This window comes from Priestia megaterium NBRC 15308 = ATCC 14581 (assembly GCF_000832985.1).
Lineage (GTDB): Bacteria > Bacillota > Bacilli > Bacillales > Bacillaceae_H > Priestia > Priestia megaterium.
The window spans coordinates 5,054,757-5,074,095 of the sequence record NZ_CP009920.1; the positions used below are offsets into that span (position 1 = coordinate 5,054,757).

Consider the following 19,339-nt stretch of genomic DNA (forward strand, 5'->3'; position numbering starts at 1 on the left):
CTAAACAAAAAAAACAAGCCTTTGAAAACAAATGCTTGTTTTTTATTTAGAGCTTAGTAATATGCATGGCTAGAGGATGCCTTTAATCTGTACCTAAACTGATTATTGTTTTACACTTTCATATTCAACAACGCGTTTCATTGCTTGGATATGGCCTAAATGATTGGATTCATGTAGAACGGCCAGGCCTGCTAGCTCCCCAAAAATTTCAAATCCCATAAATGGTTTTTGAAGAGTTTCCTTTAATTGTTCACTTGGAATTTGCTGAAGACGAATGGACTGATCCTTAAGCTGGCTAATCAATTCTTCTAAGCTTGGCACCTTACCTTTCCAGTCAGCCGGTTTCGTACCATTTCCAAATAATTCGACATAGTTTATCGGAAGGTAAATGGTCTTTTCCGGAAATCCAAACATTAATTGCTCAGTGAATGTTAATACGTGGCCAATATGCCAATGAATTGTATTGTTAAAGCCATCTGGCTGAACACTCGCTACTTCTGTGGAAATAGCTTCTACGTTTCTAATAAAAAAATCTTTTGCAACTTTAAATTGCTTAAATACTAATTCATCCATGTAGTCCCACTACCTTTCAACCACTATTTTTAGACTTTTTTATTCTTATATAGCTATATAGACATTTGATATTTAGGGGAGAAAGAACGCAATCTCATCACGGATTGTTTTAAATGTCTAACTAACTGATTTATTTCATCCTCTGTAGTTAACGCACCTATACTTATACGAATTGAGCTTCTGATCTCTTCATCTGTTTTTCCAATTGCTTTTAATACATGTGAAAGTTTAGATGAAGTAGAGCTGCATGCAGAAGCAATAGATACACAAAATCCTAATTCATTTAACATACTGGCTAAGGATTCTCCTCTAATACCAGAAATTTGAATGTTTATCGTGGAAGGAACACTCGCATGTATATCTCCGTTTATTAAACACTCCTCAATTTCTGTATGGAGATTAGTTAAGAATAAGTTACGTAGGTACTCTATCTTTGTAAGATTGAAGTATAGATCTTCTTGAACTATTTTTGCAGCAATCCCAAAACCGACAATACCTGCTACATTTTCTGTTCCAGAGCGCATACCAAATTCTTGAGACCCTCCAAGGATAAGAGGAGGAATATTCACACCTTCACGTAAATATAAACAGCCTACTCCCTTAGGTCCATAAATCTTATGCGCTGACATCGATAAACTGTCAATTGGAAGTTCCTTTAAATTAACAGGTATTTTCCCAACTGCCTGTACTGCGTCGCAATGGAAATGAATATTGTGCTTTTTACACAGATTACCTATTTCTTTTATAGGCTGTATAGATCCAATTTCATTATTTACCATCATGACTGTAACAAGAACTGTTTGGCTAGTTATAGCTCTTTCGATATCATTAACATCCACAATACCAGCCGGATTGACAGGTATTGTGGTAATTTGAAATCCATGATGCTTTCTTAAGTAATCACACGTTTTTAAGATAGCTGGATGTTCAATTGAACTTGTAATAATATGCTTCTTCTTTGAACTTTTTGCTGCAATGCCTTTTAATATAGTGGAATTCGCCTCAGATCCACCACTTGTAAAAAATACATTACCATCCTCAACACTGATAAGATTAGCTATATCTTTACGTGCCATTTCAATGGCCTCTTTAGTACGATATCCTATAGAATAAGTGCTCGACGGATTCCCAAAATGATTTTGAAGATATGGTAACATACCTTCTAATACTCTTGGATCAATAGGAGTAGTGGCATTATAGTCAAAATAAATAGGTGTATGCATTGTTAAAATGCACCTTCCCCTTCTATCAGAAACTCTTTCTGTTCAAATTTCTTTTTTGTTGGATTTGCACACTGATTTAGAATATTTAAAGCAATATCCACACAGTGAAGCTGTGAAGGTTCTAACTCACCTAACCATTCAACAACGTTATTTCGTGTAATAGACGAAATTTCAGCTTTAGACATACCAACTATTTTTTCTGAAACAATACTTGCTGTAGCAATAGACGTAGAACATCCATAAGCTCTATAAGCCACATCGGAGATAACCTCTTGGTTTAACCTTAAATACATGTGTACTGTATCACCACAAATAGGATTACTGATTTCAATCACATAGTCCGCATCTGTAAGTTCACCAATATTCCTAGGATTCATAAAATGATCACAGATTATATCATTGAACATTTTAAATTCCTCCTTTGATAGCCATGCCTTTTTCTTTTTCTTCGATAAACTTTTCAAGGTTAATTGCACAACAACCTACTTCCACGCCTGGCATCCTTGAAATATATACTAACGTCTGTCCATTACGGCCACATTCACAAGATGTATCCTTTCTTAAATATCCAACATCTTCTGTCAGAATGAAGCCTGGATAAGAAATAGAAGTTGGGTCATAAATAGCAATAACGCCTCTTTCTCCATATTCAACTTCTTCTAAGACATTGTGTGGATTACGCATAGAAACGTGTACCCATGGTGGAATATGTTTTTCTTGTTTATGGCATTCTACTGCAAGCATATTAGCTTCTACTAATCCATACATATCCCTTACATTGTATGATTGAACACCTAAGTATTCATGACAAAGCTCATTAAATTCTCCTCGTGGAATTTCTTCACCAGTGAACCTTTTCCATCCTCCAAGCGTAATAATAAAGCTATTCTTTTCTAAATTAAGTTTAATATTGCGATCCATACAATATTTAATTAATCTATATACTAAAAATGGAGGGCCTACTATATGTCTAGTGTGCTTTCCATCCCAACTCTGTAAGACTTCTACAGCTTTTTCGGGGTTGAATGTTATTTTCTTTACTAAATTAACGCTACCATCTAATAAACCAGCAAAAACGTTCAGTGCTTTTACCATTCCCATTTCAGGCATTTCTTCAGTTGGTGGGAAAAGAAATAATCCCATCCCTCTGGAGAACTTAAAGAACTCCCTATAGGTGGTTACAACACTATCAAATGCACTATCCATCGTTAATCGATCACGACGAGATACACTAGGAATACCACTTGTTCCTGTACTTCTCATTTCGAATTCAACTTCATTTAATTTCGATGTCATAAGAAGATGAGAATCGCATTGTTTAAATGTTTGAACTGGAATTAAAGGGATTTTTGCTAAATCATTAAAACTCTTTATATCCTGAGGGCTAATGTTTTTCTTTTTACATAAATCACGATAAAATTCGTTATTTTCATAATGATAGTTAAAGTTATCTGCAATAACGCTGCCTTTATATTCATTTACTGTATCAAAAGGCATTTTATAAAGGTTATGGGCACTGCCGACTAATGTATTTAATGGGGATAATCCTAGTTCTTTTAACTTAGTAGATAAGTTCATTTAACAGCCTCCTTAGTGTTCTGAGCTTGTATTTGTTTTACTAACAACACAACGTCCTCAATCGTTTTACACCAGCCATAGTCCTCAGTTGGAATGCTAATATCTAACTTTTGCTCTAAATCTAAGACAAGTTCTAAACGGTCAGTTGAATCCAGTGATAAATCTCCGGACAAATTGCTATCTATTTTAATATCCGTTTCTTTTAAAGGTGAAAAAACTAAAATAGACTCTCTTATCATCATAAAAATCTTATCGTTTTCCATAATTAGGACCCCCACTAAAACTTTTCATATGAATTAAGTTATATGATTTGCTAAGAACTTGGCGTCTTCTCCAACCCCTAATAATAAGGCGGAACCTCGTCGGTATTGCCATGATAACCCTAGAAAGTAAAGACCCTTTTCTTTTGTTATGCCTCGATCATGAATTACATTATTGTTTTTATCAATTATGTTAGGGATTTCAATCCATTCGTAATCATTGTGGTAACCAGTGGCCCAGATGATATTCTCTGGTTGGACCTTCTCCCCATTTTGACAAATTAAACTCTTACCATCTGCCTTTGAAACTTTTGAAACCTTTTTAACAACGCCTCTACTTAGCAGTGGTTTTAACTCTTTCCCTATAATTGGATCATTTTTTTTCATAAACTGCCCCAATTTTGAATGGATAGTTGCTTTTGATACTCCAAGCACTTGGAACCACCAAAAAACACTCCTATTCAGTAATGTATAGGGTAGGAATTTCATCCGTTTACCTACAGATAGATAAACTTCTCTGCTTTCAGCTAACTCCGTTGCAATCTGTACCCCTGAATTACCAGCACCCACTATTAAAGTCGTTCCTTCATTTAATTGAGTCGGGTTTTTATAATGAGCTGCATGAATTTGAAAAATGTCTTTTAAGACATCTTTCTCAACATCTGGTACAAAGGGCTTTTGAAAGGGACCAGTCGCAACTACTATATTTTTCGCTACGTAATTACCCTTATTAGTAACGAGGTGGAACTGCTCATTCTCTTTAAATAAATTAATAACGGCTGTATTTAGTTGAACTGGAAGATTATAATGACGACTATAATTCTCTAAATAATCGGCAATCTCATCTTTGTTAGGGTAACCATGTGGCGACCCTTCTACATTCATACCCGGTAGTGCACTATGAGATCTAGGTGTAAACAAGATTAAAGAATCGTAACGATGACGCCAAGAGTCCCCGACTCTACTATTAGAATCTATAATTAAAAACGAAAGGGATTTTTGTTTTAAATAATAGCCAATAGCTAGTCCTGCTTGTCCAGCGCCAATTACAATTGTGTTATATGAATTTCCCATTTAACATCCCTCCTTCAACAATAGTAAGTACATTATGCTTAATAGGATGAATTCATTAGGAAAAGAGGGAAAAGAACGAATTTAATTATGCCAAACCTCTAAGCCATTATTTAAATACGCTTTTTTACAAGCATGTCTTTGGATTTTCCCACTAGATGTTTTTGGTATACTGCTAGTCTTTAAAAGGTAAATAGCATATGGCTGAACTTCATGTTCCTCCATTACTTGCTGACGGATGTTTCTTAAAACATTGTCTAAATAACCTTTCAACTCTTTTTCCTTATGCGATCTAGGCCTATATTTACGTTCGATTTCAGCAACTATAATCAACTTCTCTTCCTCATTAATATCAACAGAAAAGGCAGCGCTGGCTCCTGAAATAATAGCTTGATCTGCTTTTTCCACAGTTAATTCAATATCTTGCGGGTAATGGTTTTTCCCTCTCATTACAATGACATCCTTCAGTCTACCTGTTACAAAAAGCTGGCCTTCATGAAAGAACCCTAAATCCCCAGTTCTTAAAAAGCCATTTTCGTTTGTGTCTTTCACTGTATTATTAAACGCATAATTTGTTTCTTGTTCCCGTCCAAAATACCCTTTTGCTATACTGTTTCCTTTAATCCAAATTTCACCTATTTCATTTGATGCACATGTGGTTAAGAAATCGGTATTAACAATTTCTACTTTCTGATCAAGCCAAGTCATACCGCAACCAACTAATTTAACTGAATCTTCAGAATTTAACGGTCGCTCTATAGCTTTATTTTCTAGGAGACTTTCCTTGCAAAAGCCTTTGGAGACAAGCTTTGTTAATTTTTCATTACCTGTTATAAATAAAGTTGCTTCAGCCATACCGTAGCACGGAAAAAATTGATTTAGTTTAAAACCACAATCTTTAAAAGCCTGGGCGAACTTTTGAATAGTTTCATAACGCACGGGTTCAGCCCCATTAAAAGCAACTTCCCACGTACTTAAATCAAGCTGCCTCTTTTGTTCATCTGTAATCTTTTTTAGGCATAAGTCATAAGCAAAATTGGGTCCACCGCTAATAGTTGCTTTGTACTTTGAGATAGCACTTAGCCATCGAAAAGGCTTTTGTAAAAAATCCATTGGCGACATAAATACACATTTGGCCCCAAGGTATAGTGGTTGTAGAATGTTACCTATTAACCCCATATCATGATACATTGGTAGCCACCCGAGCATGACTGTATCCTCGTTATGCTGACAAGCTGTTTTAATCATGGCTTCATTATGCAAAATATTACCGTGAGTGACCATTACTCCTTTAGGAGAAGATGTAGATCCTGAAGTATATTGTAAAAAGGCTAAAGATTCTTTATCTATCTTTGGTTGTGACCAATCATCTTGATAATCATGAGATATATCGTCAATCGGAATCCACTTTAAATTCATGCTTGAAAGTTCATCTGAGAAATGAAAACTTATTTTTGAATGCAGGTACGTAGTTGTTAAAATAATATTAGTAGCTGCATCGTCCATAATCGCTTTTAAACGTAACATATTCCTGCTCAACCCAGGAGGATACACGGGAACGGGTATTACATTCGCATAGATACAACCTAGAAAAGCTTTAATGTAGTCTATTCCAGATGGATACATTAAAAGAGCTCGTTGTCCTTCTAAACCTAAATGTTGTAGGTAACCAGCGATTTGCTTAGCACACGTGTGAAGTTCTTGATAGGTAATATTAATTTCATCCTTGTTGTCATTATATAAAAATGTGTAGACCACCTTTTCAGGATGAACCCTCGCCTTATGAGATAACAAGTCAATCATTGAAGAATAACTACTATTTGGAATAGTAGGGTTGTCTATCAATTTTTCCACGCCGCCTACACCTCATTTTATATGTTCTAAAATTAACAAACTAAAAAATTCACTCTCTTTCGAAGGCATTGATGGCATTTACACTATGACTAATTGCAGCCCCAGCTTTAAGCGCAGCTGCTACAGTCACTGCTTCTAAAATTTCATCCATAGTTCCACCTAGTTTTTTATACTTAGCTACATGAGCTTCAATGCAATATGGACATCCTGTTGTATGCGCTACAGCAATAGCGATCAACTCTTTTATTTTAGGAGGAATCGTACCTGTATTAAAGACTTCGTGTTCAAACTGCATAAATTTTGCTGCAACTTTTGGTGATCTTTCCTTTAATTCCCCTAATCTATTTAAATATGATTTTTTATATAAAGTATCGTCTGACATCTTTTATTTCTCCCATCATTGTTTAAATATAAGTAACTATCATAAAGAATTAAACAAACTACTTTAAAATAATAAAAACTCATTTAATTATCGGGCGATTTTTCCACCTCTTCTCCATAATGGTAATATTTTACTACATCAAAACAGAAGAAAATTAACCTATAATTACCTCTATTTGTAAAAATGGTAGCTACAAATGGATTCTACAAACAATATTTTGGGTTGTCAATCACTTTATTCCAAATTTAAGAATAATTTAATAACTATTTTACAAGACTTTTAGGAGGTGAAATAAAGTCTACTTATCCACTCGGATAAGTACAGTATTATACTTAAAATTATATTGATAAAATCAAAGCAAAATTCATTTCAGTCAGTATTTTTAGGAAGTTTTATAAAAATAAAAGGACTATAAGATATAAGAAAGTTCAGATGTTTTTTTAGAGCAGATGAATCTTTATTTAGAAGTGAGATATTCACTACGTATAATATGTTTCTATAACACTCAAACATTTTTTTGAATGTTAAAACATATGACAACGTTACCATTTTTGCTAAATAAGAATGGTACAAAAAATTTTTAAAAAAAGAATGAAATTTACATTTGGGAATAAAGGTAAAAAATGATAAGGATAGATTGAGGAATTATATCTATCTACATTCAAGATCTCTTCTGGAACTTATTCTAGATATAATCCCATTTTTTATAAAAAACTAGGTGATGCTGATGTTTTCAAAATTGCTTATTGAAGTGAGTTTGGAACTCTTTACAAGCTTAATTTTATCTTATGCTTCAATTTCAAAACCTGAAGACTGTAATGGACCAATCGTTACTAAGTGAACTAACTGCACTGCCATATGTTTAGGAGAATAGACTAAATCATTATTAACCCACCATTCTACTGTCCCAATCAATGCTGAAGAAATGAAATGTATCAATAATTCAGGAGGAGTTGAAAACTTTTGTTCTTGTAAATTTATTGTGGCGAATTCTTTTCTAAATTTCTCTTGAATAACCTCTTGCATTCTGCGATTAAATCCATGTACCCCTTTTTCACTTAACATGATTTGATAAAACGTAGCATGATGGAAAATATTTGTAAATATAGCTTCAATCATTGATTGAAATTGCGATATGTTCACTCTTTTCTTTTGGATGTATATACAAGGGTTAATAATATCTGTTAGTTCCTCAAAAACTTCGTCAATTAATTTATCCACCAAATCCTGCTTATCTACATAGTGAAGATAAAAAGTAGCTCTGTTAATTAATGCATTGTCTGCAATATCCCTAATGGTAATAGATTCATAGCCTTTCTCTTGGATTAAATCAATAAACGATTCTTTAATCATTTTTCTTGTTCGAATAACACGCAAATCTGTTTTTTTAAACATTTTCTCATCACCTGTCTATGATTTCAGTTTTAATTAACACTCAGCACTCATTTGTTGTATATATAACAAATAGCACAATATTGATTATTGAGTATGTGAAGATAAGGAATATAATTACATTGTATATAACAAGGCGTTCCTTATGCAACGCCCTGTCAATGAAAACAAGATGTTCAGGAGGGAGATTACGTGTGCGTATTTAAGAGTTTTTTTTCACAAAAAAGATTTTGGGGGAGCTTACTAGGAATTGTCATTGTCGTTATGATTTTTAGTATTGCTTTCATAGGGTCAATTGTTAATCCCACTCCGGAGGACTTGCCAGTTGCATTAGTAGTAAATGATAAAGGTGCTGAACTGCCTAATAAGACAAAACTGAATGCTGGTGAACAATATAAGGAAACGTTACTAGATAATAAAGATATTCCTTTTAAGTGGTCAGTGATTGACGCAAGAGAAGATGCTATCAGTGCAATGAATGAAAAGAAATACTATGCAACGATTGTGATTCCAGAGAATATGTCTCAACAAATTTTGTCACTTCAATCTCCTTCACCACAAAAGCCAGAAGTAGAGGTAATTATTAATCAAGGAATGCATTACACGGCTGCTAATACAACAAAGCAGGTTATCGATCAATTGCTTTCTAAAATAACTGGGCAAATTCAGGATAATGTTTTTACCCAGTTAGAGACTAATAAAGCTACTATTACTCCTTCGCAAGCTAAACTTTTGAGCAGTCCTTTACTTGTGAAGAATGAAACAGTTAACGAAGTCGGAGATCATACAGCTAATGGAAATGCCCCTGTATTATTTACACAAATAATATGGATCGCAGTCATTATTAGTTCTGTTATTCATTTTATTATTATGAAGAAGGTTACAAATGGGCGTATAAGTATCCGATCTATTTTAGCTCAATTAGTTGCAGGATTCCTATTTGCAACCGCCATTGCTTCTACAGTCCTTTTATTTACCGATAATGTATTAAACGTTAATATATCTGACTTCCAGGCAACATTCTTATTTTTACTATTTACTGCATTTATGTTTTATTTACTTCAAAACGCTATTTTAAATTGGTTAGGATTGGTAGGGGTTCCATTATTCATCTTACTTTTTCTCTTCTCAATTCCGGTATTAAATTTACCTCCAGAGTTTCTACCTACAGTAACTCAAGATTGGTTTTATTCATGGGTTCCTTTTAAATACAGTGTAGAAGGTCTACGTAATATCTTCTACTTTGGAGGGCATGATATTGAAAGCTATTTATTTGTTCTAGGAATGATAGGTGTGGCTTCATTTATAATCATGTCGCTCTCTATACTCAAAACAACAAGTAAAGAAAAAACAATGGTAGCTGTAGAAAAGTAATTTTTATGTATTAATAAAAAAGACCTTGAGAAGAGCAAGATATATAACTTACTCTTCTCAAGGTCCTATTTGTTTTAATTAACCTTTTGATATCTTTAATTACATGTCAGCTAAAAGCCTATACTTGACCTTAAACTTCAGGAGTTGGCGTTGGTTTTGCATAACCACTTTTATATTTTTCATCAATTGATTGACGAATTTGTTTAATTGATTTACCAGATTCCAAATCAGAAACGGATTGAGCTGCTATTTCGAGACAAACACCACATTTTGTTCCATGGTCATCCCATATTACCTTTCCATCTCTTATATTCTCATGGATAAAACAATCATAGTTATTTCTATGCCCCGCCGATTCACCACAGCCACAGTAGCATGGAATATTCTCTAGTAGCTCTTTGTTTTGGGCAGCATTCGCGTAAATGGTTTGCATCTCTTCTGATTTATCCTTCAAAAATTCAGGTAAAACCTCATTACTAGCTGTTTCTTCCTTTATGTCACGACTAATGTTTTCTGAATGTTGTTGATGCTCTTTCTTTGTAGCATTTGTTTTTTCTTTACTAGCTGTTTCTTCGCTTGAATTTGAACAGGCTGTAGAAACTATGCTTACTATTAACATGATTAATACGACTAAAGACTTTTTATGCAACTAGGACACCCTTCCTACTATTATATTAGTAACTAATTCTCTAATAGTAATGAAAAGTTTAACCTACAAGGTATATCCATCATTCTTGTCGTTTTTAAAACAACTAATAATAAAATCCCTTTAATGACCATGAAATAGTGAAAGTGAATACCGATAAACGTAAATAATTAATACTCCTAAACCTATAAGCATCCATACATGTAGAAGTCTAAAATAAGTTACAGCCTGGCCTATTACTTCATGAAAGATAACCAAGGACAATGTACCGATTGCTCCCCTAGTAGATAAAGCTTGTAATTTAAGTGAGGAGGCTTGTACGCTTTCTCCAATTAATAAACTCCCACCTAAGGATAAAGATAAGAAGGCTACAATTAGTAAAAAGGATAATTGAGTTACTTTTGCTACAGAAAGAATAGTCACGATTGCCATGCACTTTGGAATCTGGTGTAAAATGGTGGCTACGAACACAGAAATTAATTGGTATATAGCGGTTATACCAAATGTAATATCAGTAATGACATTATGAAAGAATGGTCACTCAATCGGTTTTTCTATATCAATTAATTGTTGTAATAAAATCTTTTCTCCTTCTGAGCTTAGCACGATATTACCTATATACACTTTATTTTTATCACTTACCTTACCAGTGATAGCACAGGGTTTACTTTCGCCACATTTTTCGATAATTATTGCTTCATTTTCTATAGACATCTCCACATAACTCTCACTGCCTTTTATCCCTAAGGTTCGTCGTAGTTCACTAGGGAATGTGATACGTCCAAATTTACCCAGACCTTTAATCAGCCCTATTTTTTTCATTTTCTCACTCCTAATTTAAATCATCTTTTTCTTGTTTATTTTCTTTTAATAAAAGTAATATATGAATTTAAACTAATAACAAAGATTTATTAAGCCTCATTTTATGATACAAACTACAGAATTAAACAAAAATCTACATAAAATCAGCCAATAATATCCATTAAATTATTTATATGTAAAAAAGTATTTAAATCCATATATGACAACATTAAATGTTTCTATATTTAAATAATGGAGAATACGCACTTCTTCCTTATTAAATCATTCACAAAAAAATTTAAAAAATTTATAATTTTTGTCGTTTTCTGTATGATTATATAGTTCCTATTATAAATTAAAGATACGATTTCGTTGAGGAAAAATGAAAGCGTTTAATAAAATTCTACTTTAATGGAGTGAAGATATTTATAAACTAACTACAGAAAAAAATTGCTCTCATTGTATCCTTATTAATGACCTAAAGGAGTATCACTATCTCTTAAAGTTACGCTGATATATCAACTCCTTTTGAAGCTAAGCAGACTACGATATCTACTATAATCCTTCCCTTACTAAGAAAGGGACTATGGAGGGTGTAATAGTCTTTCTATAATTACTACAACTTATATGAGAGAGGTTAAAAAAATGAATCATTTACAGCGTAGGATGGGAACTTTTTCTTTAACAATGGTTGGACTAGGTTCCATCATTGGTTCAGGTTGGTTATTCGGAGCATGGAGAGCAGCCCAAATTGCTGGACCTGCTGCTATTATTTCCTGGATTATCGGTATGATTGTTATTTTATTTATTGGACTTTCTTACAGCGAGCTGGGATCTATGTTTCCGGAAGCAGGAGGTATGGTTAAATATACACAATATTCTCATGGATCGTTTCTTGGATTTATTGCTGCTTGGGCAAACTGGATTGCTATTGTATCTGTTATCCCAGTTGAAGCTGTTGCCTCTGTACAATATATGAGTTCTTGGCCCTGGGACTGGGCAAAGTGGACAAATAGTTTAGTGAAAAACGGCACGCTTACTTTACCTGGATTAGGCATTGCTTCCGTTTTATTACTTATTTATTTCTTATTAAATTATTGGACAGTAAGTCTTTTTTCCAAAGCAAATTCACTCATCACAATCTTTAAGATCGTGATTCCTGGCTTAACAATTGGATCACTTTTATTTGCCGGTTTTCATAGTGGAAATTTTACGTCTGAAGAAGGCATCGCGCCAAATGGTTGGGCAAGCGTACTGACGGCGGTAGCAACGTCCGGTATTGTATTTGCATTTAATGGTTTTCAAAGCCCTATTAATATGGCTGGAGAAGCAAAGAATCCTGGGCGTTCTATTCCATTAGCTGTAGTAGGATCGATTCTAATTGCTACCGTTATTTATATCTTATTACAGGTTGCGTTTATTGGAGCAGTTGACCCTTCTATGGTTGTTCATGGATGGAGTCACCTTAATTTCAACTCTCCATTTGCTGATTTGGCTATTGCTCTAAGTATTAACTGGCTTGTTATTATATTGTACGCTGATGCATTTGTTTCTCCTTCTGGAACGGGAATAACCTATACTGCTACCACATCTCGTATGATATACGGTATGGAAAAGAATAAATATTTACCTGGTGTTTTAGGGAAATTGCACCCTATTTATGGTGTGCCACGTCAAGCAATGTTTTTCAATTTAGCCGTATCATTCATTTTCTTATTTCTATTTAGAGGTTGGGGTGTATTAGCTGAAATTATTTCAGTTGCGACATTAATCTCTTATATTACCGGACCTGTTACAGCCATGACGTTAAGAAGAACGGGAAAAGAGTTGTACAGACCATTACGTCTAAAGGGATTAAGTATTATTGCGCCACTGGGTTTTATATTTGCGTCATTAACTCTGTACTGGGCGAGGTGGCCACTTACAGGACAGGTGTTATTCATTATTATGATGGGTCTTCCTATTTACTTTTATTATCAAGCAAAGTTGAAATGGAAGGGGTTCCAGAAGAACTTCTTAGCTGGACTTTGGATGGTTACTTACTTATTATGTATGATGGTTATTTCATATTTAGGAAGTGAAAAATTTGGTGGAATAAATGTTATTCCATACGGTTGGGACATGCTTATCATTACATGTTTGTCTCTTGTTTTTTATGTTTGGGCTGTAAAGAGTGGATTTAAAACAGAATACCTCAAGGAAGCCACCAAAGTAAATGAAGAAATGAAATTAAGGGAGAGAACAATAAAATCTCAATTAGATAAAGAAAAAGCTGTATAAAAATTGGTTTCTAATACAAGTATTTTATAAGTATGTGGAGATAGTTGTTATGTTGAAAAATAAGGTAGGAAAGTTAAAAATCTTTACGGTAGACTATTCTATATTAAAAAATAATAAAATAATTAATAATTCCATAGTCATGCAATCCATTAATGATCCAGATGAAATTGTAAGGTTAGCTAAATTGGATATATCTACAAAAGAAAGAGTGTTCATTCAAAATGTAAAGATTTTAAGATTTAAGTCCGTCCCATCTCATGGACATAATTTAGAATAGAAGAAACTCTTCTAAAAGGGAATTTACTTACAATAGCAAAAGCTTCTTTTGACGATGTTATTGAGATATTTTACTTGTCTTATTAGATGCCTAGGGCATCTTTTTCTCTTTTCTCATATGTTCGAGGGCTATAGGAAAAGTCGAATTCCTAACTATCGTAATGCCACGAGAAGTCAAAACATAAAAAGGCCGAAAAGTTTTCTAAAAAACACTGTACATTCTTTTCGTCTCTTGTTTCATTTATATAACAATAGTGAAAGCTGTTATTTTATGGAGGTTTTATATGTCGGATAAAGTGCCATTTTCATTTATATTAGTTATTGGTTTAATGTTATTTGCTCTATTCTTCGGGGCAGGAAATTTAATTTTCCCGCCAATGCTTGGTCAATCAGCAGGAATAAATATTTGGTCAGCTAATGCCGGATTTTTAGTAACCGGAGTTGGGTTACCGTTACTTGGTGTGTTAGCATTTGGTTTTTCGGGGAAAGATGATGTACAGTCACTAGCGAGTCGCGTACACCCTGTGTTTGCTCTTGTATTTACAACCGTACTTTATTTAGCGATTGGTCCTTTATTTTCCATACCAAGAGCAGGAACCGTTTCTTTTGAGATAGGCATCAAACCTTTCTTGGCGGAAGATCTAGACCACATACCTTTATTTATTTTCACCATCATCTTTTTTAGCATCACATGCTTTTTCTCACTAAATCCTGTTAAAACTATCAATATTATCGGAAAATTCCTAACCCCTATTAAGTTAACATTTATTGGGATTCTTGTAGCGATGGCTTTTATTCATCCTATTGGGGATTTCCAGGCGCCTACGAAGAACTATAAAATCCACTCATTTTTCAAGGGATTTCAGGAAGGTTATTTAACAATGGATGCTCTTGCAGCTTTTGTTTTTGGAATTATTATTATTAATGCTATTAAAGAAAAAGGCGCAAAAACAAAAAAACACATTATGACTATTTGTGCAAAAGCCACAGGAATTGCTGCTATTATCCTAATAACCATTTATACGGCTCTTTCTTACATGGGTGCTTCAAGTGTAGAAAAACTTGGACACTTAGATAACGGAGGTACTGTTTTGGTAAAAGTCTCGAATTATTATTTTGGAGCTTACGGTGGAATATTATTAGGATTAATGATTACGGTAGCTTGTTTAACAACTAGTGTAGGACTTGTTGCTTCTTGTTCTTCATTCTTTCATAAACTATTTCCAAAGGTACCTTATAAAATACTTGCTATTAGTCTATGTGGTTTTAGTGCAATCGTTGCTAACATCGGGTTAACGCAGTTAATTGCTATTTCTATACCTCTATTAACAGCTATTTATCCATTAGCTATTGTATTGATATTCTTAACTTTTTTTCATCCTTTATTTAAAGGAAAAACTGAAGTTTATCAAGGGAGCTTACTTTTGACATTTATTATTAGTCTATTTGATGGATTAAATACGGGCGGTATTCACATTTCATCTATTAATAGTTTCTTTATTAGAGTTCTTCCTATGTACAAAGTAGGACTAGGGTGGATTGGTCCAGCTATTATTGGGGGATTAATAGGTTTTAGCATAGTACAAGTAAAAATCCTTCTTAATTACAGTTCATCTAGACTGAATAAATAATAAATATTCTAATGCAAAGGTTACATCCATTTGAAAATAGGAGAAAATCATCAAAAGGGAGCTTTGTTCTTATTGAGCACAGCTCCCTTTTTGACGAGTTTCTTCTGTCTTGAATGGGGTTCATTTTGTCTTAGAGCAAATCTCAGCATCTAGTTTATTAGATAACTTTTTAAATCATCAAATGAGTGCTTATGTTTGAACATTTTATAAAGACTGTGATATGTTCTACATATACATACTATATATGCAATAAGAAATGAGGTATTTACATATGAAAAAAGCTGAATTAATCGATGCAGTTGCAACAAAATCAGAACTAACGAAACAAGATACTAAAAAAGCTGTAGATGCATTGTTTGAAACGATTTCTAATACACTTGCTAATGAAGAAAAAATTCAATTGATTGGATTCGGCACATTTGAAGTACGTGAACGTGCAGCTCGTACCGGACGTAATCCCCAAACTGGTGAAGAAATGACGATTCCAGCTTCCAAAGTTCCTGCGTTTAAACCCGGAAAAGAATTAAAAGAAGCTCTTAAATAAGTATAGGGTGAATACTTTTCAGAAAGCCTCAAGGTTATTCCTTGGAGCTTTCTTTCATTTTTGACATCAAAATAAGCAAAGTTAAACTTGAAAGCTTACTTCGTTGATCCTGACGCTCCATAATCTTTAATCATTAATTTCACATCATAGTTAATTGGAACTTCACTAAATGTTTGATCCCAATTGGCTTTAACCCTCATCCATACTCTGGGCCTCTTAATTCTCAATTGATTTCCGAACCCGGCCACATCGACTTTATATTCTTTTTGCATTTTTTCTACCGTGTTTTTTACAAGATGCTCCACTTTTTTTTCTGAGTTTTTTTGCACCTTCTGTAAAAATTGATTTTTTAAAGGATTTCCTGAGACCACCCAATTTTCAGATAGCCTCCCCTCGGCTTCAATATGCACATTGAAGGAAATGCTATTTCCTTTAACATGAGGTTCAATATGGCTTTTCATAGATTCTATTTCGTATACAATCAGCTGACCAGTCTTTTCATTAAAGCTTTTCACTAGACCGCCTTTCCCTTTTCCTGTGATCCAAGTCAGACCATCTAGTTCTTCTTCATTCAAAAAACCAATCATTTTGTTTGTTTTCCCTTTAATTATGGCAGCACCCGCAAATTTGATTTCTCCATTTGCTGATACTATATTTTGCAACAGAAAACTAGACCGTGATTGGATCTTGCTCTCCAGTTTAATAAGCGGCATAGGAGGTAAAATTCTCGTTGTTCGATAGGGGTTTTCTACCATTGCAGACAAACGAAATGCTGGGATCTCTCCTGCTGTTTTTGATTCGAGTGTGTCGCTTGCTCTTCCTTTACTAATAAACATCAGACAACTTGGTCTAAAATCATTGTCCCGAAGACTTTGATCCACTAATTGTTCCAAACTATACGATCGTGCAAGGGCCTCACCGATAACCATCACTTTCATATGGGGACTAGTTAAGGAGTATCACTTCTTAAAGATAATTCACGAAGCATTTGAAAAGCAGAATCTCCTGTTTCAGACACATTCACATAAGATTTCTGTTGAGGACCTCCTTGTTTAGTGGTTGAACTTGCCACTTGTGGGGTGATAAGTTGATAGGTTGACGTAATCAGGTTCTTTCTCGCATATCCCCCTCCTTGTTCCTCAAATTCTTTTTCAATCATGGACTCCTTCCCCTTATCGAGCGCCACACCTACCCCTAAACTTCTTTCTTCAATTTCATGACTACTCCAGCAGCCCGTCAGAGGAACGAGCAAAAAAACAGAGAGAAAAACCAATAAGAACTGTACGTGATTAAAGGTTTGTTTCATACTTTCTCCCCTTTACTTTTGAAATAATGAGAAGCAGCAGCGGCAAAAAGCCAAATAAAACTAAGGCAGCGTTGCCAACCATATCCCCTACTTTAAATACATCATTGATGTTTTTGGGGATCATGGAAATAAGATAAATAACGGGAAGCACGCCATACATAAATGGATGAATGTTCTTTTGGAAAAGTTGAGATAGTCCTAATGAAGCAGCGTAATGGTTAACAGTAAAAGAAGTAAACATTTGCATAATCCATACCACCAGCAACAGAGAATCAAAGCGTTCAAATATTAACCCAGTTAATTCATAACTTCTTATTAAATCAAGCGTAGGCCACGTTCTCGTAACCACTCCATCTACTGAGAACGCTCCGATAACCATCACGACGGTAATAACATAAAGAAGTAAAGGAATCGCAGTACCAATCAGTACAGCTTTTACTGCTTTGTTTGGTTCTTTCATGAATGCCAATATTAAAAGCATGATTTCAGGACCCGTGAATGCAAGAGCAGTTGTTTTTATGCCTTTTAGCACCGGTGTGATACCTGAACCTAGTACCGGGCGCAGATTGTCTACTTCAAATATTTTGATACTCATAAAGGCAACAAGTAAAAAAAGAATAACCGTAATAGGTAATATAATCTCAAATAGACGAGCGATTGGATTTATCCCCCCTCTGATTAGGTAGAGACTTGCCCACATAAAGGGCATAATAATAGCCCATTTAGGGGTTCCTTCCAACAATAGATATCCTGTTACTTCTGCCAATGAACGGGCATGAAACCCACCAAGTACTAAAAAATAACCTATTATGAAGAAACTAAATAACTTGCCCATCCATTTCCCTACAATTTCTTGGCTGTATTGATAAAAGGTTTTTTCAGGGAAGCGTTGACTTAATTTCACCATAATTACTCCTGCTATCATGGCAATTATTCCGCCTAAAATAACACTTAACCAAACATCTGGTGTTTTTACTTGTTCCGCAACTGTCCGGGGCAAGGTAAGAATTCCTGTTCCAAGTATAAAATTGATAACAACTACAGTTGCTTGAGGTGTCGTAATACGATCGTTTGAATTGATCATTACCCACAGTTCACTTCCTTTCATCATAAGCTACCCTTTTCGTAAGGCTGTTTCAATTAGGATTCTGCTGAAAAATCAGCCATCAATGATGACAAAATATGTTTATCAATAAGATCTTTATCTGATGGCCCTTCAACGAAGACAATACATGCTCGAATGCCGGTACGTCCTATAATAAACTCCCTAAAATGAACTTCAGAGTTATGACCAATTTCTTTTCTAACTTCCTTTACATTTGAATTGAAATCACGTGTAAATGGATTAGCTGAATTTTTAGATACAGATTCCTGTTTGTTTTCATTTTCACCACTCTTCCTCTGAAGTACGAGTCCAATTAAACAATCTGCAGATTATATATAGGATGAAAAATGCCATTAACGCTTGCATAAAAACTTGCCACTCTGGAAGATAGGAAACCATTGATTTCTCCATACTAATCACCCTATTTATCTTTATATTAAGGAGGATCTAGACACAAACACCCTTAAAATATCGTTATTTACTCCATGGGAAATTCTTTTATTTACCAGGTAGTATTATTCTTCAGTTTATTTCTTATACAAAGGGAACTTAATCCGATTTGAATATAGGAGAAATTTATGAAAAGAAGCCTTTGCTCTTGTTGAGCAAAGGCTTCTTTTGACGAGTTTCTTCTATATTATATTGTTTTTATTAAGATACAGATTTTAATTTCTTTGTTAAACGTAAAAAAGTTTCTTTATCTTTATTCTTTAAGGAATGATCAATTTCCTCGAGGATTTTACTTCTTTTAAAGTCATTCATCATTTGATCCAAAAACAATTCAGCCAACATTTCATCACGTAAATTTGGATTAACCCGATCCATTCCGTTAAGTGCATTATTTCCCATAAAACGTCAACCCCTTTATCTTTTCTCTTTTGCAAACAGTATTCCCTTTTGCACTTTTTTTATGCAAGGTTGATAGATGAAGTGAGATATAGAATAATATGCATGATTAGGTCCTATTTCCTTTTAGATATTTTTCATATGTCTTTGATTAGATATAACTGCATAATTAATAATTAATCGGTCAAAGTGAAATG

The 19,339-nt window shown here is 34.1% G+C and carries 19 protein-coding genes and 1 pseudogene; 5 read left to right on the plus strand and 15 right to left on the minus strand.

The window, feature by feature from the left end; genetic code table 11:
- Positions 1–102: 102 nt before the first annotated feature.
- The 9 genes from BG04_RS25955 to BG04_RS25995 form a co-directional block, all read right to left on the minus strand.
- Positions 103–573, minus strand: a complete 471-nt coding sequence (locus BG04_RS25955) for a DinB family protein (protein WP_034651212.1) — start codon at positions 571–573, stop codon at positions 103–105.
- A 53-nt stretch (positions 574–626) separates the two neighbouring features.
- Entirely contained in the window at positions 627–1,796 is a 1,170-nt protein-coding gene (locus BG04_RS25960; protein WP_034651209.1) for a cysteine desulfurase family protein, read from the minus strand.
- 2 nt (positions 1,797–1,798) lie between these two features.
- Positions 1,799–2,203 carry an iron-sulfur cluster assembly scaffold protein gene (locus tag BG04_RS25965; RefSeq protein ID WP_034651207.1) on the minus strand — a complete coding sequence of 135 codons (405 nt, stop codon included), beginning with the start codon at positions 2,201–2,203 and terminating at the stop codon, positions 1,799–1,801.
- A 1-nt stretch (position 2,204) separates the two neighbouring features.
- Positions 2,205–3,374 carry a LuxE/PaaK family acyltransferase gene (locus BG04_RS25970; RefSeq protein WP_034651205.1) on the minus strand — a complete coding sequence of 390 codons (1,170 nt, stop codon included), beginning with the start codon at positions 3,372–3,374 and terminating at the stop codon, positions 2,205–2,207.
- On the minus strand, positions 3,371–3,637 hold the full coding sequence (locus BG04_RS25975) for an acyl carrier protein (protein ID WP_013083564.1): 267 nt from the start codon (positions 3,635–3,637) through the stop codon (positions 3,371–3,373). Before BG04_RS25975 ends, BG04_RS25970 begins: the two co-directional genes overlap by 4 nt.
- A 33-nt stretch (positions 3,638–3,670) precedes the next feature.
- Entirely contained in the window at positions 3,671–4,708 is a 1,038-nt protein-coding gene (locus BG04_RS25980) for a flavin-containing monooxygenase (protein WP_034651203.1), read from the minus strand.
- Between the two features lie 81 nt (positions 4,709–4,789).
- Positions 4,790–6,559: a fatty acyl-AMP ligase gene (locus BG04_RS25985; protein ID WP_051975584.1), complete on the minus strand. Its 1,770-nt coding sequence runs from the start codon at positions 6,557–6,559 to the stop codon at positions 4,790–4,792.
- A gap of 49 nt (positions 6,560–6,608) precedes the next feature.
- Positions 6,609–6,941, minus strand: a complete 333-nt coding sequence (locus BG04_RS25990) for a carboxymuconolactone decarboxylase family protein (protein ID WP_013083567.1) — start codon at positions 6,939–6,941, stop codon at positions 6,609–6,611.
- 786 nt (positions 6,942–7,727) lie between these two features.
- Positions 7,728–8,336 (minus strand): TetR/AcrR family transcriptional regulator, encoded by a 609-nt coding sequence (locus BG04_RS25995; protein WP_013083568.1) that lies wholly within the window; start codon positions 8,334–8,336, stop codon positions 7,728–7,730.
- 189 nt (positions 8,337–8,525) lie between these two features.
- On the opposite strand from BG04_RS25995, the gene BG04_RS26000 reads away from it, so the two are divergent.
- Positions 8,526–9,707, plus strand: coding sequence for a YhgE/Pip domain-containing protein (locus BG04_RS26000; protein ID WP_034651201.1), 1,182 nt, complete (start codon positions 8,526–8,528; stop codon positions 9,705–9,707).
- A gap of 130 nt (positions 9,708–9,837) precedes the next feature.
- On the opposite strand, the gene BG04_RS26005 is transcribed toward BG04_RS26000, so the two are convergent.
- The 3 genes from BG04_RS26005 to BG04_RS26010 all read right to left on the minus strand — a co-directional run bounded on the left by BG04_RS26005 (position 9,838) and on the right by BG04_RS26010 (position 11,175).
- Positions 9,838–10,356, minus strand: a complete 519-nt coding sequence (locus BG04_RS26005; protein ID WP_230586545.1) for a PCYCGC motif-containing (lipo)protein — start codon at positions 10,354–10,356, stop codon at positions 9,838–9,840.
- Between the two features lie 120 nt (positions 10,357–10,476).
- Positions 10,477–10,785 (minus strand): hypothetical protein, encoded by a 309-nt coding sequence (locus BG04_RS30435; RefSeq protein ID WP_230586544.1) that lies wholly within the window; start codon positions 10,783–10,785, stop codon positions 10,477–10,479.
- Positions 10,786–10,890: 105 nt separating this feature from the next.
- Complete coding sequence (locus BG04_RS26010) at positions 10,891–11,175, minus strand: AbrB/MazE/SpoVT family DNA-binding domain-containing protein (protein WP_034651199.1); 285 nt, start codon at positions 11,173–11,175, stop codon at positions 10,891–10,893.
- A 624-nt stretch (positions 11,176–11,799) separates the two neighbouring features.
- On the opposite strand from BG04_RS26010, the gene BG04_RS26015 reads away from it, so the two are divergent.
- From BG04_RS26015 to BG04_RS26030, 4 genes are all read left to right on the plus strand, one after another.
- Complete coding sequence (locus tag BG04_RS26015; protein WP_034655096.1) at positions 11,800–13,434, plus strand: glutamate/serine transporter AimA; 1,635 nt, start codon at positions 11,800–11,802, stop codon at positions 13,432–13,434.
- A 49-nt stretch (positions 13,435–13,483) separates the two neighbouring features.
- Positions 13,484–13,711 carry a hypothetical protein gene (locus tag BG04_RS26020; RefSeq protein WP_034651196.1) on the plus strand — a complete coding sequence of 76 codons (228 nt, stop codon included), beginning with the start codon at positions 13,484–13,486 and terminating at the stop codon, positions 13,709–13,711.
- A gap of 283 nt (positions 13,712–13,994) precedes the next feature.
- Entirely contained in the window at positions 13,995–15,341 is a 1,347-nt protein-coding gene (brnQ, locus tag BG04_RS26025) for a branched-chain amino acid transport system II carrier protein (protein ID WP_034651194.1), read from the plus strand.
- 271 nt (positions 15,342–15,612) lie between these two features.
- The gene (locus BG04_RS26030) at positions 15,613–15,885 is read left to right on the plus strand and encodes an HU family DNA-binding protein (protein WP_013083575.1); all 273 of its coding nucleotides are present in this window, start codon (positions 15,613–15,615) and stop codon (positions 15,883–15,885) included.
- 95 nt (positions 15,886–15,980) lie between these two features.
- Here BG04_RS26030 and BG04_RS26035 read toward each other — a convergent pair.
- The 3 genes and pseudogenes from BG04_RS26035 to BG04_RS26045 form a co-directional block, all read right to left on the minus strand.
- A pseudogene (locus tag BG04_RS26035) lies at positions 15,981–17,191 on the minus strand (Ger(x)C family spore germination protein).
- A complete protein-coding gene (locus tag BG04_RS26040; protein WP_051975583.1) occupies positions 17,175–18,302 on the minus strand; it encodes a spore germination protein in 1,128 nt (375 codons plus the stop codon). The pseudogene BG04_RS26035 and the gene BG04_RS26040 overlap by 17 nt, the downstream one beginning before the upstream one ends.
- A gap of 645 nt (positions 18,303–18,947) precedes the next feature.
- Entirely contained in the window at positions 18,948–19,145 is a 198-nt protein-coding gene (locus BG04_RS26045; RefSeq protein ID WP_034651190.1) for an IDEAL domain-containing protein, read from the minus strand.
- Positions 19,146–19,339 lie beyond the last annotated feature (194 nt).

Excerpts from the sequence above, each read along its gene's own strand:
- BG04_RS25955 (WP_034651212.1), bottom strand. The coding sequence starts at position 573 with ATGGATGAATTAGTATTTAAGCAATTTAAAGTTGCAAAAGATTTTTTT.
- BG04_RS25960 (WP_034651209.1), bottom strand. The coding sequence starts at position 1,796 with ATGCATACACCTATTTATTTTGACTATAATGCCACTACTCCTATTGAT.
- BG04_RS25965 (WP_034651207.1), bottom strand. The coding sequence starts at position 2,203 with ATGTTCAATGATATAATCTGTGATCATTTTATGAATCCTAGGAATATT.
- BG04_RS25970 (WP_034651205.1), bottom strand. The coding sequence starts at position 3,374 with ATGAACTTATCTACTAAGTTAAAAGAACTAGGATTATCCCCATTAAAT.
- BG04_RS25975 (WP_013083564.1), bottom strand. The coding sequence starts at position 3,637 with ATGGAAAACGATAAGATTTTTATGATGATAAGAGAGTCTATTTTAGTT.
- BG04_RS25980 (WP_034651203.1), bottom strand. The coding sequence starts at position 4,708 with ATGGGAAATTCATATAACACAATTGTAATTGGCGCTGGACAAGCAGGA.
- BG04_RS25990 (WP_013083567.1), bottom strand. The coding sequence starts at position 6,941 with ATGTCAGACGATACTTTATATAAAAAATCATATTTAAATAGATTAGGG.
- BG04_RS25995 (WP_013083568.1), bottom strand. The coding sequence starts at position 8,336 with ATGTTTAAAAAAACAGATTTGCGTGTTATTCGAACAAGAAAAATGATT.
- BG04_RS30435 (WP_230586544.1), bottom strand. The coding sequence starts at position 10,785 with ATGGCAATCGTGACTATTCTTTCTGTAGCAAAAGTAACTCAATTATCC.
- BG04_RS26010 (WP_034651199.1), bottom strand. The coding sequence starts at position 11,175 with ATGAAAAAAATAGGGCTGATTAAAGGTCTGGGTAAATTTGGACGTATC.
- BG04_RS26015 (WP_034655096.1), top strand. The coding sequence starts at position 11,800 with ATGAATCATTTACAGCGTAGGATGGGAACTTTTTCTTTAACAATGGTT.
- BG04_RS26020 (WP_034651196.1), top strand. The coding sequence starts at position 13,484 with ATGTTGAAAAATAAGGTAGGAAAGTTAAAAATCTTTACGGTAGACTAT.
- brnQ (WP_034651194.1), top strand. The coding sequence starts at position 13,995 with ATGTCGGATAAAGTGCCATTTTCATTTATATTAGTTATTGGTTTAATG.
- BG04_RS26030 (WP_013083575.1), top strand. The coding sequence starts at position 15,613 with ATGAAAAAAGCTGAATTAATCGATGCAGTTGCAACAAAATCAGAACTA.
- BG04_RS26040 (WP_051975583.1), bottom strand. The coding sequence starts at position 18,302 with ATGATGAAAGGAAGTGAACTGTGGGTAATGATCAATTCAAACGATCGT.
- BG04_RS26045 (WP_034651190.1), bottom strand. The coding sequence starts at position 19,145 with ATGGGAAATAATGCACTTAACGGAATGGATCGGGTTAATCCAAATTTA.